This is a genomic window from Schlesneria paludicola DSM 18645 (assembly GCF_000255655.1).
Taxonomy (GTDB): Bacteria; Planctomycetota; Planctomycetia; order Planctomycetales; family Planctomycetaceae; genus Schlesneria; species Schlesneria paludicola.
Genome location: NZ_JH636435.1, coordinates 2,419,844 through 2,434,377 on the forward strand (window position 1 = coordinate 2,419,844; position 14,534 = coordinate 2,434,377).

Below are 14,534 nucleotides of genomic sequence, written 5' to 3' on the forward strand. Positions count from 1 at the left end.
CCATGGCGATTCCATTCCGCCCGACGGGCCTGATCGGGTTTGCGAAAGAACTCGACACTCGAACGCGAGTCAGCCGCACTGACATTGAGCGACTTTGGAGGCAGATGAGCCAACAGTCCGTCGGTGAAACGTTTGGCAACGATCCTGCGAATCCGCTGCTTGGCTACCCGGGTTATGGAAGCGGCGGTGGGGGCGGCGGCGGCGGGAAGATCTACGAGGGGGAAACGACGTCGAATCTGATTCGCTCAGGTACTCCATGGACATCGTATTCAACTTGCACTGTGGCTGAGTATGACGAAGGCGTGTCCGGAAATTATGCCCCAACTGGGAATGTCTTCACGATCACCAATCGCGACACAAATCTTGCCGTCGTGATTGGAACCTACGTCCAGTTCCGCAAAATCGTGACGGCGCAGGGAAACACCGAGTACCGCATCACCTGGGTGAGTCGATAACGATGCCAGCGAATTCCGCGCTTTGGTACAACATTGCTCGTGTTGACCCCGTGACGGGCAATTACGATTGGATCAAGTATCTTTACCCGTTTCCCCAATCGCTTGGTAACCAGACGGTGTACAGGTTGATTCCCGTGGAAGACGGCAGCGGAGACATGCTCGCGCTGATCCAGGACACTCCGCGCACCTGCCTTTGCAGGATCGAACCATTTGCGGGGTACACCAAGTGGTACGTCGATCAAGTAATCACGCCCGCAGGCGTTGATACAGTCACGTTCGGCTATGACAACGTCAGTCATATCATCGTTGCCGCAATGCAAGTCGTCAGTAGTCCGGCCTATGAACTCAGGGGTATCGACCCCGCAGATGGGAGCACTGTTTGGAGCCGTTCGTTCCCCGTTTACCCCGCCGGAAACGGAATCGACAGCGTTTGCGTGTACGGCTCCCAGTGCATTGTTTGCATGAGTCAAGTGAGTTCCATAACCGAAATTCGCTCGATCGATACGGCAACGGGAGCAGACATCTGGACAACCACAGCCGCAGGAATTATTCGCGTCGAGGCGATTGATTCGACTGGCAACTGGATTAACAACTCTGGCGGTACTGTTCAGTTGCGATCAGGAACAACCGGAGCAGCGATTTCAACCGCACCATATACAGCGCTGACAATGCACTTCGGTCCGGGTGGATATTGCGGTGTCGGGTCTGCTAGCCCTGTCCCCGCAGTGTGGGCGACTGGAGGCACTGGGCTCACAAAATCGTGGAACTTGACAGCCCCCTTGGGAGCAACGTTTTTTACCCCGTTGTCTTGCTGTAGCGACTCAAGCTCGAATTACTACTTCGGCTGCACAACGTTCTCAACGTCATCACCGTCATTTGTCACGTTCTTTAAGACGGGTCCATCTGGGAGTGTGATATGGGCAAAGCGTTATGGGGCGGCGGGATCTCAGGGTATCTATGGGATCGCGATCGCAGATGACGGGTATTTGTGGATTGCTGGATCGACGACGCGATGAGAAAACGAGTACCGGAACGCGAAAAGCAGTACCGCTAACAGCGATTAGCGGTACTGAAGCCCAAGGAAGGGTTCAAACATGCTCTCAAGACGTGAGTTCTTTCGACTTGCTCAGCTGACAGGCCAATTCCCGCTTTCGAACGTAGCCAACCCGACCACGCCAGCAAAGTTGACGGACGAGAAGTTGCGACGTCTCGTCGCTACGTTCGATCAACTTGGGATTCCTCTTGGCAGCCAGGTCGATTCACGATGGCAGGATCGTGAGTCAGGCGACGCGGATTCAGATCCAGGAAGATCCGCATCCACACATCCTCAATGATGACGGCAAGCCAGACATCGAAGTAGATGCGCCCTCGCGGGTAACGGATGCGTTGGAGCGGTTTCACTGGCAAAGTGAAATCGAAAGGGCTGATCCCTTTGAAACCCGCTTCAGGGAAAAACTGATTCACAAATTCGACAAATTCCATTTTGCTTTTTCCGAAAGGGGCCAAGGATGGCCTACAAACCTTCAGACGTTGTATCCGCGAACAGAAAAACGCAAAGCCTAAACGAGTGGGCCGCGGAGCTCGGAACGCCCGTCCAAACGCTTCTCGGTCGGCTCAAACGGATCAAGCCTGATGCCAACATTGCGGACGCGATCACGCGACCGCTTTCTAATCGAGGTGGACAGAACAAGGGGGCCTCGCACGACCACGACGTCTTGGTCGGTGATGAAGTCGATCGACTCTTGAACGCTGGCAATAAGTCAGAAACGGCGATTCGCGATCGAGCTCTGATCGTGCTGGCCTATCGATCGGGCCTGCGTTGTGCCGAGATGCTCGCATTGATGCCGAAGGATATTGACGTCGAACGCGGTTCGATCAGGGTGCACCACGGCAAAGGGGACAAATCTCGGGTCGTCGCGATGGATCCGGGCGCATGGGCGCAGGTCGTCGAATGGATGACGTTACGATCGACGTGGCCAATCACTGATGCGTCGCCGTTGTTCTGCACAAGGCAGGGCGGGCCGATCAACTCTCGCCAAATACGGGCGATGTTCACACGCCGTGGCGCGAAAGGCGGGATCGCAAAACGTGTTCACGCTCATGGTATGCGGCACACAATGGCCAGCGAGTTGATGGCTGAAGGCGTCAACGTTCTGGACATCAAGACGATTCTCGGACACGGCAGCGTTGCCACAACCAACACGTATCTACAGCAGATCAACCCGGCTTCGGCACTGGATGCGATGCGGGGCAGGGCCTGGGGGCAAAGCGTAAAAAACGTTGTTACATCCGGGCGGCGTTCCATGCCTGAACCGGGTTGGCTCGAGTCGCTGCGGAATCAGATCGGCGATCGACTGATGCTGATCCATGATGGCCGCGCCAGCGAAGTCGACTTTCGTGCTGCCGTTTTGCTGTTTTAGAACGAGAGTTCATTTTCGCGTCATCCAGTTGCAGATAGTCGAGAAGTAGGAAACGACATTTGCACCAACGATCAGGCCAAGGAGGCTTTTGAAATGCAGGCAATAGCAGATTAGGATCAGCCACACTGACCGTGCGATGAAAGTCGCATGGCAAAGCACGTAAGTCCACCGGCCTCTAACCAGCACGCGAGCATGCGCCCACTCTTCGACGATCTCTTCGATGCTCGGGGTGAAGCACTCTGTTCTCGTTTTCTTTGGGAGAACGTAGCCAAGTAATCGCATTCCTTCTTCGAAGCCGTCGCAGATGAGGTATTCAGATGGTTTCACTCTAAGACGAAGTCTAGCAAGTATTTGCCACCACCTCCCCCACGACAACAGAAGTGTCCCCGTCACGATCTGTCCGGCTGAAAACCACGGCCTGTGGGGAACTGAAATACGAAACATCAAACCTGCCATTGATACGAAGAAAATCGTAACGATCAATGCCAAGTAGGCCTTGGAGGTCCAAGTTTCGCCGTACCCAATCGCTTCCAATATCCCAATATATTTTCTTGCAATTGTTGCTAGGATTCGCGTCCGCATTCGAGGCGACGTTTCCAACCGCTTCAACTCTTCCAACTGCTGCTTCACTTCGGAACCTAAGTCGGTAAACACTTCTCCGTCGACATCTTCAGAGTCACACTTATTGACATTCATGGTCGGCTCCCTCACGCAAACGCCGCTCTAAATCCTAGATCAGAAACATAAAACGCTTTGGTCTCGCTCACGGCCCGCTTTCCTGGCGCCGTAATCTTGTATTGACGCTCAGTAACCGTGATTCCTTCAACGATTTTCTGAACGGGCTTCCCGCCCACGAATCCAGCTTCCTCCAACCGGGCCATCAGTTGATAGAAGGCGGGTCGTGACTGACTTGCCCCTCCTTTCGCCAGTAATTCTCGGAGCTCTTTCCCACTGCAAGTCCCTTCCATCAGCGAACAAAGTACCGCGTACTGCAGATGGGTTAAGGATGGAATGTTCATGCAACACCTCGTTCGGAGACCTTTCACTTCAACACTTGTGCGGCAACACGACGTTACCTGGATAACGTCATATTACCCAGATAATACGAAGTGTGTCAACTAGTGGAGTGAAATGGTCTTTTGAAGACGATGCTCAGAGGAGCGGGGGGTAGGTAGGTTCTTTTTCAGAAAGTGCTTGCGGCGCCCCAATGCAGGGGGGACAGAGTGTTCAACTCCCTTTCTTTCTTTCGCCAGCCGGCGGGCACGCTAAACGGACGTTCGCGACTTCACAAGGGCGGCGGGATTTCGTTCGCATCCGCCACGACGTCGTTGTTCGCGACTCTGATCAGGGTCGGGTTTTCCGCGATCATTTCCTGAATGACTTGTTCCGCATGGAGGTTGCCCAGGTGTTGCGCCAACGATCGCCAGACCAGACCGTCGAACCTTTCGACCTGATTGCCTGTACACACCGTTCGACAGATACGTATCCACAAAACTGATTCGTTTTCGAACAGTGGAAGGTACGCTTCCAAGAACATCGTCGAAAGGCGATCAGCCACGACTTTCGCGGTTGTAGGGGTTACGCAGTCTAGCCGCCGAAACCGAGCGCGAGCGGGCCGCGACCAGACGTCGACCCACTGGCCTGAATGCGTGGACGCTTCAGGGGCTCCCCCTCGCAAGCATGGGATCTTGAGTAGCACCTTCCGACCGACCGTCAGCGCCATGGTCGCCGATTCCACGGTCGATCTGGCCGCCAGTTTGGCGTTCAAAGTTCCAGATTCCACGGCCAGGGCAATGGGATCTGGAACAATCTGACTTGCGCGATTGCCAGCTGCTGCCGTCATATCTGACATGTCCGTAACTCATTGCAGATAAAGGCGATACACCGGACTGTCGATCCGGTGGTTGCGGGTTCGAGCCCCGTCGACCTCGCTTCACATTCGCAGCTTGCTTTCAAAAGTCCGCATCCGAGTCACAACTTGGTTGCGGATTTTTGCTTTTCATCAATTTGACGATTATCCGCCGACCAGGCCGGCTTCGAATCACCCAGCCGCCCATTCAAGTAACGGGAACTGGCTTCACCCAGACGAAGAAACGCGGTGGCATCGTGAATGGCAAGCTGCCCGCCCCCATCAGTTCAATCGACTGCTAACGGTCTGCTGGAATAAGCAGGGCAGGCAGGTCGCCGTTTACGGCGTTTTCAATTCTGTCCTGAACCACCGACTCCTGTTATTTCAAGATGTGACTAAGCCCATCTCTGGCGATAGACAGTGTGACGCTGACTAATCCCGCAGAGCACCGAACGGCCAATCACTTCACCTTTCGGATTCATCAAACGAAATCGCCGTGGAGCAGCATGCTTTGGACCGCGACACATGCGAATATCACAGAATCACCACGACGCAACTCAAAAACCTCAAACAGAACCCGCACTTCACATCGAAGCAAACCGAGCTCGCAACCTGGAGCTCTTCGACAAGAAACACAACGTATCGTACTTCGCGTTGCCTCAAACGAAACTATGCAGTTTCAACGAGAAACCGACATCACGATGCACATTAAGATGTGTATGACCACGCTCACGCCTCGCATTTCACGATACTCAATACCCCGACCACAAAATCAAGTCATATTGTCTGCGACACTATGAAACACTTCTTTCGCCGCACTCCCCACAATGCGATCCAATCAACACAGGTACAAACAATCAGTCAGTACCACAATCACGAGGTCTTTATCGCTGGTGGGACTGACAGCCAAACTCGTCAATAACAGACAAATTACCAATCGGCACTTCGAGCCATCACCACCACACGAACCTCGTACGCTGCCGCTGATTGGCAAATCAGCGGCCTGTGCAAGTAATGGAAGCCGGGACTGCCAAGGCTCAGTTGCCCCAAGTCCGTGATTTGCGCACCTTCACCGTGACACATGTGAATTGACGCCAGCATCCGCAACTTGGCACAGGACGGAAGCGATTCAACTCGCTCGTCGAGCTCCACCAGCAGGCTTCGCAAGTTTCAGCGGCGGTGAAGCGGCCGCGGCCTCGCTTCGACTTCCTCGCGTCGAAGAGATCTTCGGGGAAGTAACGGAGGCCTGACAGATCTCGGACTCGGCCTCAAGCCAATAGTCGACTCCGTCCCCAGCCGGTCGCCCAGCCTGTTCCCATTTGGCGTAAGCCAACTCACGCACCGCATTCTCGATAGATTCGCTGGCCATTTGTCATTCCTCCAGACAAGTTCCCAAATCGATCATCCACCACACGGTGCACATCACAAGCTCGATCAAGTGTCCCTCAAATCCCAGCGAAATATCAACAAGAATCCCGATTGCGAGCCAAATGCGTTAAAAAAACATTCCACCGATACCCCGTCAACGGCGATCAAAACGAAGCGAGTTCGCGCCCCTGAAAAAGTGACGCGAACTCACGCTTCGATCGGAATTGCTTGTGTCGACGACACACTGCAAACAAGAATTACTTGTCCGCAAGTGCCTTCAACAAAGCCGTGGCGTTTGGCAGATCGCCTGCAGCGTTCAACAACTGTCGAGCCAGCTTGATTGCATCGACCCAAGATGCCGCTGAAGTCAGCCCCGAAGCACCAGACTTCTTTGGCAGCTTCTTAACGCGCCCATCGGCGGCCATGTTCAGCTTGGTCTTGATCATGTAGATCATATTCTTGCTGACATCGTGCCCGAACTGAGTCTTAACAGCATCGGCAACGTCAGAAGCCTTTCCGCTGGGAAGCTGCTCAAGCACCGTGCGAATCGCCAGACTCTTGTTGTGCATCGGGTCCGTACGATCTGAACTTCGGGCACCTTTCTTTTTGGCCATGCAATTACCTCTCGAAAAAAACCTGACAAGAATGACTATTGACACAGAACTAGTATCTGGTCTTGAAAGCAATACGTCTACAAGGAAAGCGTAAGACAAAACACTCAACTTCAAAAAAACAATAAATACTAGGACTTGTCACTCTATTCACGCTTGCAATCCCCGCTGGCCAATTAGCGCAGAACACAACACATCAGGCAAAATGTCACGATCCGATTCATTTGGCAATAGCGAATGTGGCTGATGCAGCCAATCCACCCACCATCGCGGCCTGCAACGCACTTCGAACAAGCGGCGTCGCCCCGAAAACCCTATTGATTACCTCGAAGAGACCAAGCAATTGTCTGTGCCAAGACTCTCGAATCGATCAACCTGCTTCCGCACCACGGAAAAACCTGCTGTGATGACCACACCTCAGGAATCAATGGCCCAAGAGAGTCCCGCAGGCAGTACGAACGGCAAGGTCAGTACAGAATACGCCGTGCCACTCGTCATGGGGATGAATGTGAGACACGACACAAAAAAGCCTTTTGATAGAGCTTTAAGATTGCGTTGCTTCACCGAAAGTCGACGTGTGCGTGGGGCCGCGAAGTGCATGATGTCGCAATCGCGCAGTCGCACGTTGCGTCAATACAATATGCCTATTCAATGAACCGTTATCGCCCCAAGCTCATTTGCGAGCAGAATCAAGGACTTCCAATATCCATCATTTTTCTGGATCTCTACCGCTGTTGAAACGGCAAGCACACCCAAAACGTCATGTGTGGTAGACGCCAAAATGGGAACAGCCAACGAAGTTCTCGCTCCAAACCGTTCGATCCACGTTGCAGAGCTCGCCAATCCGGTCGCGCTGGCATCCAGACGACCAATTGCTGGACTTTGAGAAACCGCAGCTTTCACAATTCCTAGCCCCAACTGTGCAATCGACACATACTGTGTTGCATTTTGAAACCCCTCACTCACCTCAGGTGGCATATCATCCGCCCAACCGAACCCCACCAGCTTCAGAAACCCCTCGTTCAGCCGCCAGCAGCCTGCCGCGCGTGATTGTGACGCGGCCACGAACTGCGACAAGCAGCAATTCATCGACTCGCCAGACTGCCAGGTTCGATGAAACAAGTTGATCAGTTCGGAATCTGCAAAGTACATCATGACTCTCTCGACCGATAGACGGCCAGTGAACCTGAAGACAGTTGAATACCAGCAGCTGGTTGAATAGCCCTGAAATACTGAGAAAATAGGACGCAACCGCAATGTCCGAGAGCCCAGTTTGTCCTCGCAAAGCAACGTATACTGGGACACAATCGTGTCACCGTTCACAGGCCGGGGACCGGCTCATTTTCTTGCGGTAAAGGGATGCATGACTCGAGTCGAAGCACTATCGATTCCAATCGAACCGGGAAGAATGTGCCTGCGACCCACTCTTCGGGCTGTGAACGGTTACCACAATCGTAACTCGAACCGCATGAAATGCATCTATTATACATTCTTAAGAATGTTGTATTTCATTTTTTGCCACGCAACAGTTTGTCGAGTCCATTGTTGATGACATTGTTGAGATCTCCGCCCACTTTGTCCTGCAAGAGCCCTTCGAGCGCCGATCCACCAATTTGCTGTGCGAAATTGGCGAAGAAAGCCGGATCGATCTGTGGTCGAGATGACGTTCCCGCGATGGGAATTTGAATCGTCTTTCCTTTTAGCCCAGCCAAGACCTTGTTGTTCCCCAGCCATTCTTCCCGAACGGGAACTTCGGCAACAAGATTCAATGAACTATCAATCCCCACCGAACCACTCGTCCGAATCATCACATCTTTGATCATGAACGTCATTCCCTGGTGGTAGACGCGCCCCTGTTCAAGCCGGATCGGAATTTGTTGTTCCGACATTTCAATCCACACCTGCTCGCGATTGGGATCAGCGGATGCTTTGCGCGAAATGAGCGACTTCAGTTGTTCAATTCCCGATGTGATCTGTAATCCCAAAGGTCCCGGCCGCGATTGAGCTCGATGGATCGTCAACACCCCGCTCGCTGATCCGGTGGCGGGGCTCGAAAGCGGCAAAGACACCGATTGTGCATCGAGTGACAGCTTCCCATCCACTTGAGTCGCATCCGCCAAAATGGGTGCGGCATACTTCAATCCATTGTGGCACAACTCGGGAGTCAGATTGATCTGATCAATGATCTTTCCCGGAGGAAGTGTCAGCAACATCGGAGCCTGACCAATGCTGATCACCGGAGCCAAGTGCAACTTACCATCATTCACCACCAGATCCAGGGGCGAGAAACGGCAGATACCATTCTGACACTGTGCCGACACGTCGGCTGGCCCCATGGCAAACCCATAAACGTTGGCCGTCGCCCATCCAAACCCGAACTGACCATTGAGACTTCCCTCACCATTCGCAGTGACTCCAGCCAATTGTGAACCAGGCTGAAACGAAACGGTCGCTGCCGGAACAGACGACGTCGACGCGACAGGTCGCGCGAAAAGTTGCGTCAGCGAACCATTGAGTGTGAATGGACGATGGTCCTTTCCAGTCAATTGAACCTGTTGCGACAGTTGCGGACCGAACCGTTTGGTCAATTGATCCCAGTCGTAGGACAGTTCACCTGCCAGATCGATTCGTTGGGTCGTCGCGCATCCTTCCAAACTCCCTTTCGCAGAAAGTGAAAGACTTTCGACACCACAACGACTGGTTTCAAAACTCAATTGATCCCGCGACTCGTCGTAGACACCCTGACCACTGAACTGGACGACCGGTTCTTTCCACAGCGCCACCCATTGCGGCTGCCCATTCGTGCCGACTCCCGGTCCTGCCACGATAAATTTCTCAACTTGAGCATCCACGTTGCCGCGCATCACCTTGTCTTGTCGTGTCAGCGAAGCCGTCCCGCTCAACGAACCAATCAGATAGGTCGTAGGATTGGGAATTGCCTGATTCTTCCAGGCGGAAATCTGTGCAAGATCTGCTCGATACTTGGCTTGCCCCGACAGCCTGGAAGGACCGTTCGCCCCCACCCCGTATTCAAAATCCGTCAGATCGACGTTCAGGACATTTCCCGAAGCCGACAGCTTGGGTGACGTCCATGTCTGTGAACGACGATCCCAGCGGCCTGTGGCAAGGACCTTCAGATCAGGTTCCTGGATCAGCCAGGCGGGCCCCGCTGCTTCCAGTTTTTGAAGCCCCAGCGTGAAATTGCCGACATCGACCGACTCCGATCCGATCGCCAACCCCGCTGCGAGATCAACGCCACCGGCGAGTCTCCACTGATCATTCGCCAACACCGGCCGCAATCGGCTTTGCCAGGACGCCAGATTCCCCTTGAGTGCGACATTCACCACATAAGTGGACATTGCCGACTTCAGATCGACGGGTTGCATCAACACAATCGCCAGGTTGTCCCCGGCACTCTGAAGATGCACTTCACCTGATTCGATCTTCGCCAGCATGGGTCCGGACTCGGTTTTCCCCACTGCCGAAATGGTCAGCTCCAAATGTTGTTCCCGCCACACATTATTTTGTGAAACAACATAAGCAAAATTGTTCAGCACGACTTTTGAAGTCAGGACGACTTGATCGTCCGATTGCCGCCGCAGTTCACCATTCGCCTGCATCTGACCGGAGAGCTGTTCGAGCCCGAGATCCACGAACCGTTCCAGATTCTCAAGTAGTTTCGAGAGATCCCCTGTCGCGGCGAAACGCGCATCATCAAGCGTCCCCTTACCGGAAATCTGCAGGAAATCGGACTTGCAGTCGACAAGATCGACGATGATCGCTTTCCCGTCGCGATGGGCATTGACGCGCGCCTGAAGTGGCTTGTCCCAGGAAATCGTCTGGCCGCGATTGAGCGCCCGAAGTCCAGTCACCCCCGCAATACCAGACCAACGCCGAACACCTTCGGCATTGACACCGACCAGTTGCAGCGTGACTTCACCAGCGGTGATCTCGGAATCGTGGCGAATCCGCAGTGTTTGCGGCAACAATGCGGAAAGTTTTTTCAGATCAATGCGACCGTCGAGATGATAGTCCTCATCACTCAAAAGCGATTGCAGAATCTCTGTAGGGGACTTCTGCCATTGGACTTCGAGTGGCACATCGCCTGTTGCCGCGAGCTCTCCCACATCCGTGGTCAACTTCAGTTCGTGCATGGCCAGACGCCCTGATGTCGCCACCGCACGGCCAGCAACCCGCACCGTCTCCAATGAGAGCTTGTCACGTCGCAGCATTTGCTCGCTCGACACGACAAGACGATCAATACCCGTCGTACCGCTCCAGTCCCACTCGGGCCCCAGATCCGTCATCGTGAACGCGAACGTAGCATCCGCGTTCAATTCACCATTCAAGTCCGAGTTGGGATCGATCCGCGCAAGCAACAGCGCAAGTTGATCCAATTTCCAGCGCGATGCGCGAAATTCGGCCCGCTTGGCCTTTCGAGTTCCTGAGGCAGGTTCCTCATCCGCCGACGAAAGTCCATATCGTGCCGCCAGCCAGTTCGCACGCGCGGCGTCTTCGCTGCCCGCGACAGGTGGCTGACCGATGGCGAGATCCAATTCCTCGATTGCACCGCGTTTCAACGCCAATTGCAGTGAAATATTTTCGATTGTTGAGTGTCGATTTGAGGCTTGGTGGACGAATTGAATCGTCCCGTTTTCAATTTCGATCGCGAAATCAGGGGAGTGTGATGCAGCCGTCGTGTTCTCAGCATATTTTCGTATGACACGTTCCAAGTTGGAGTCACGGTCGCCAATCTCCAAAGACACGACCGGATCGAGCAGCTTGAACGTCCCCAGGTTTCCGGACTGCGTTACGATTTTCCACAAGGGATCACTTGTCGAGAATTGTGCCGCAGAGAGCAGGGGGTGGCCTTCGTCATCATTGATCTTCACATCTTTGATGAGAACCGGCGTCGTCCAGAGCAGTGACAATTCGCCAAACTCGATCTCGCCCGGGTAGGCCGGGAACAAGAGTTTCGGCAACTGATGCCGCAATTGAGTCTTGGCGACAATCACCGGCGCAAACCAGACAAGGCCCCCCAGGACCGCTCCAAGAAACATCCCTCGCCGCAACCAGCGACCACCTTTACGTTTCCCAGGTTTTGCGAGCTTTGATTGCGATTCTTGCGTGTGTGATGTCGTAACGGGATCGGCCATGATCTTCCGGTCGAACTAGAGGAATCATCCATGCTTCCAGAGAAGCCGCAGAAGGGCGAATAGTATGCCATTCTGCTGAAATCGGTCGACAGCAGATTTCGTGGTGATGCCGGTCTTGTGAACATTTCGAACCGAACTTATAACCCCTCTCGTTCGGCGGACGTCATACGATTCCGTCGGAGGTGCCAAACCTTTTGCGAGGGCTCGGATCGATTCAACAGTGAGTGCTAGACACTACTGGATCCCGCCCTATTCGCCTGCGACTCCACCGTCGCAATCCCGATGTCTTGCCGAACACCTTGAAGCCGCGATGTTCATTCGTGATCATCGCGGTTTCTTGCATCTGCGGCCTTCCGTTTTTCCCTCTCGTTCCCAAGCTTCCGCTATTTACGTTTCTCGTTCCCAAGCTCCCGCTTGGGAACGTCTCTCGCGTTGTTTTCTGTTGCACAAGAAAGTGGCCTGGGACGCTCGAACACATTACGAATGCGTAGGAAGCATCGCCCAAGCGGGGGGCTTGGCCACGAGGAGCAGGTTGGGAACGTGGAGAAACGCCCAAAACGAGGAAACCATTCGTTGCGAACGACACGGCTGACCCTAGAAGCGATCGAACCGGGCCATGCGTCCGTCCTATTTGAAGGACTGCGCGACCACGCGCTCTATCAGTTCATCGACGACGGGCCACCCGAGTCCGTTGAATCGCTACGGAAACGTTATGAGAGATGGGCGCAACGTCTGTCGCCAGATGGTCAAGAGATCTGGCTGAACTGGGCGCTGAAATTATCAGAGTCCGACGATTATGTCGGTGTGATACAAGCGACCGTCCGCAAAGATCGTTCAGCAGCGATCGCCTACATCCTGTTCAGCAACTATTGGGGACACGGGTATGCACAAGAAGCCGTGACCGAGATGATTCGAGAGCTCCGTGAGCAGTACGCCGTCACACGCTGCATCGCGACCGTTGATCCACGAAACGATCGTTCAATCCGTTTGCTGCACAATTTGGGATTCGAGCAAACAGGCATTTATCGAAACGCCACGACAATTCGCGGAACACTCGCCGACGAAACGCACTATTCAAGGTTACTCGTCATCGAGACGCTCGAATGAGTGGTAACATGGGAAGGTTCGTAACGACCGTCTCATGCCCCCGAATTAAGAATACTTTGACCTCAGTTGAGGCGTCGGGCAAAATGGTCTGCCTCTTGAGGTTACTAACGATCCATTGAACGCTCGCGTCACTTATCGTTTCCCATTTCTCCAGACCGACCAGGATGTCGCCGGCTCGGATCCCGTTCTGCGCGGCAGGCGACTTTTCCTGAACATCCACAATGAGCATGCCACCCCGATACTTGGAATTTTTGACGATCGCTTTCATCTCATCCTGAGTCGCCGAAATGGGTTTTAACGTCATGCCCCATGTCGGAGAGTCAGATGTCGGCAATCGATTCATCGTCGATGGTGTGTCACGAGGGAAGAGTTGCTCGCTGATTTCTTTATACAGATCCCGCTGGGTCTTCGCCCCTAGCAGACTCAGCTTCTGCGATTGAACTAGAGCCTCAGCATCCAGGACATCTTTGTACGGAATGCGCGCGTTACTAAACATTTGTTTGTTGAGGATAACCCTGTCCTCAGTACCCTTCACATTTTCGGTCGCACTGTCGAACTGCAATAGGGACTCTCGCACCCGTGAATTGAAGGCGCCTTCGACGATGGCAACTCGGCGTCGTGCATGATCCCTGCGGGCTCTGGTGACATCCAATGTCGCATTTGGAAGTTTCCCCGCGGCGCTGAGAGCGACCTGGGATTCGGCCTCGATCAACTCCTCTCGAGCACGTAACACCTTGGACGCCAACTCGTCGGGTGTCGCCGCCTCAGCAAGTTCGCGAGTCGGTTCGCTGAAATCGCTCTTGCGTAACCCTTTGCCGAGATAGTTCCTCTGTGTGAGTGCTTCAGATTCTTGATCAGGATCAAGGGATTCGAGTGCTGCCCTGTTCGTACTGTCGCGTTTTTCAATGACAACATCGTCACTGGACTGCACCCCTCGTTGAGCCTGACCGCGATCCAATCCTGAATCCTTCGACACTTCAAAATTCCAGTCCGTACCATCGTCTTCCAACAACACCCCCATACGGCGTTCAATAATCGGCTGACGCTGAAGTTGTCGCCGATCGATTTGTTGTTCAAGAGCACTGAGTCGCGATTGCAACTCGTGAATCCGGACCTGTGAAGTGGACCCCGTTTTTCGGACCACCGGGAGCCAATTCTTAGATGGTCTTCACCGGGGTCTGGAGCGAGGGATTTGATAGGCTTGCCAGGGAGTGCGGTTGGCCAAACCCTGGTGAGGTCGCTCGTGGCGATAGTACTGGAAGTACGCCTTCAATCCTTCATGACAATCGGCTCCTGTCACGTATTCCTTGAGGTAGATGTTCTCGTATTTCACGGTTCGCCAAAGTCGTTCGATCATCACGTTGTCAATCGCTCGCCCTTTCCCATCCATGCTGATGGCGATCGACTCCTGTTCGAGTCGCTTGGTAAATTCGTGACTCGTAAATTGCGATCCTTGGTCCGTGTTGAAGATCTCGGGACGACCATACTTCAACGCTTCGTCGAGAGCTTCCATACAGAACTCCACATCCATGCTGTTGGACAATTGCCAAGCCAGCACGTACCGGCTG

Annotated in this window: 14 protein-coding genes; 4 read left to right on the forward strand and 10 right to left on the reverse strand. The window is 53.8% G+C overall.

What is annotated here, in order from left to right; genetic code table 11:
- The first annotated feature begins 2 nt into the window (after positions 1–2).
- Both OSO_RS0128055 and OSO_RS0128060 read left to right on the forward strand, forming a co-directional pair.
- Positions 3–455 carry a hypothetical protein gene (locus tag OSO_RS0128055; RefSeq protein ID WP_010586316.1) on the forward strand — a complete coding sequence of 151 codons (453 nt, stop codon included), beginning with the start codon at positions 3–5 and terminating at the stop codon, positions 453–455.
- A 2-nt stretch (positions 456–457) separates the two neighbouring features.
- Positions 458–1,471, forward strand: a complete 1,014-nt coding sequence (locus tag OSO_RS0128060; protein WP_010586317.1) for a hypothetical protein — start codon at positions 458–460, stop codon at positions 1,469–1,471.
- A 199-nt stretch (positions 1,472–1,670) separates the two neighbouring features.
- Here the strand turns inward: OSO_RS0128060 and OSO_RS0128070 are convergent, their stop codons facing one another.
- Positions 1,671–1,937, reverse strand: coding sequence for a hypothetical protein (locus OSO_RS0128070; RefSeq protein WP_010586318.1), 267 nt, complete (start codon positions 1,935–1,937; stop codon positions 1,671–1,673).
- Between the two features lie 26 nt (positions 1,938–1,963).
- On the opposite strand from OSO_RS0128070, the gene OSO_RS0128075 reads away from it, so the two are divergent.
- Positions 1,964–2,875 carry a tyrosine-type recombinase/integrase gene (locus OSO_RS0128075; RefSeq protein ID WP_010586319.1) on the forward strand — a complete coding sequence of 304 codons (912 nt, stop codon included), beginning with the start codon at positions 1,964–1,966 and terminating at the stop codon, positions 2,873–2,875.
- A gap of 9 nt (positions 2,876–2,884) precedes the next feature.
- On the opposite strand, the gene OSO_RS0128080 is transcribed toward OSO_RS0128075, so the two are convergent.
- From OSO_RS0128080 to OSO_RS0128120, 7 genes are all read right to left on the reverse strand, one after another.
- A complete protein-coding gene (locus OSO_RS0128080; RefSeq protein WP_010586320.1) occupies positions 2,885–3,571 on the reverse strand; it encodes a hypothetical protein in 687 nt (228 codons plus the stop codon).
- Between the two features lie 11 nt (positions 3,572–3,582).
- The gene (locus tag OSO_RS0128085; protein ID WP_010586321.1) at positions 3,583–3,894 is read right to left on the reverse strand and encodes a hypothetical protein; all 312 of its coding nucleotides are present in this window, start codon (positions 3,892–3,894) and stop codon (positions 3,583–3,585) included.
- A 266-nt stretch (positions 3,895–4,160) separates the two neighbouring features.
- Positions 4,161–4,727, reverse strand: a complete 567-nt coding sequence (locus OSO_RS0128090; protein ID WP_010586322.1) for a hypothetical protein — start codon at positions 4,725–4,727, stop codon at positions 4,161–4,163.
- A gap of 1,126 nt (positions 4,728–5,853) precedes the next feature.
- The gene (locus OSO_RS45445; protein ID WP_010586324.1) at positions 5,854–6,093 is read right to left on the reverse strand and encodes a DUF2934 domain-containing protein; all 240 of its coding nucleotides are present in this window, start codon (positions 6,091–6,093) and stop codon (positions 5,854–5,856) included.
- Positions 6,094–6,349: 256 nt separating this feature from the next.
- Positions 6,350–6,706 (reverse strand): hypothetical protein, encoded by a 357-nt coding sequence (locus OSO_RS0128110; RefSeq protein WP_010586325.1) that lies wholly within the window; start codon positions 6,704–6,706, stop codon positions 6,350–6,352.
- A 645-nt stretch (positions 6,707–7,351) separates the two neighbouring features.
- Entirely contained in the window at positions 7,352–7,858 is a 507-nt protein-coding gene (locus OSO_RS0128115) for a hypothetical protein (protein ID WP_029247566.1), read from the reverse strand.
- A 353-nt stretch (positions 7,859–8,211) separates the two neighbouring features.
- The gene (locus OSO_RS0128120) at positions 8,212–11,859 is read right to left on the reverse strand and encodes an AsmA family protein (protein WP_010586327.1); all 3,648 of its coding nucleotides are present in this window, start codon (positions 11,857–11,859) and stop codon (positions 8,212–8,214) included.
- A gap of 573 nt (positions 11,860–12,432) precedes the next feature.
- Here OSO_RS0128120 and OSO_RS45450 point away from each other — a divergent pair.
- Entirely contained in the window at positions 12,433–12,966 is a 534-nt protein-coding gene (locus OSO_RS45450) for a GNAT family N-acetyltransferase (RefSeq protein ID WP_157605490.1), read from the forward strand.
- Here the strand turns inward: OSO_RS45450 and OSO_RS0128130 are convergent.
- Together OSO_RS0128130 and OSO_RS0128135 are read right to left on the reverse strand one after the other, a co-directional pair.
- Complete coding sequence (locus OSO_RS0128130) at positions 12,947–14,065, reverse strand: PDZ domain-containing protein (protein ID WP_157605491.1); 1,119 nt, start codon at positions 14,063–14,065, stop codon at positions 12,947–12,949. The genes OSO_RS45450 and OSO_RS0128130 overlap by 20 nt on opposite strands.
- Before the next feature lie 69 nt (positions 14,066–14,134).
- On the reverse strand, positions 14,135–14,534 hold a 400-nt coding region (locus tag OSO_RS0128135), incomplete at its 5' end, for an integrase core domain-containing protein (RefSeq protein WP_157605742.1).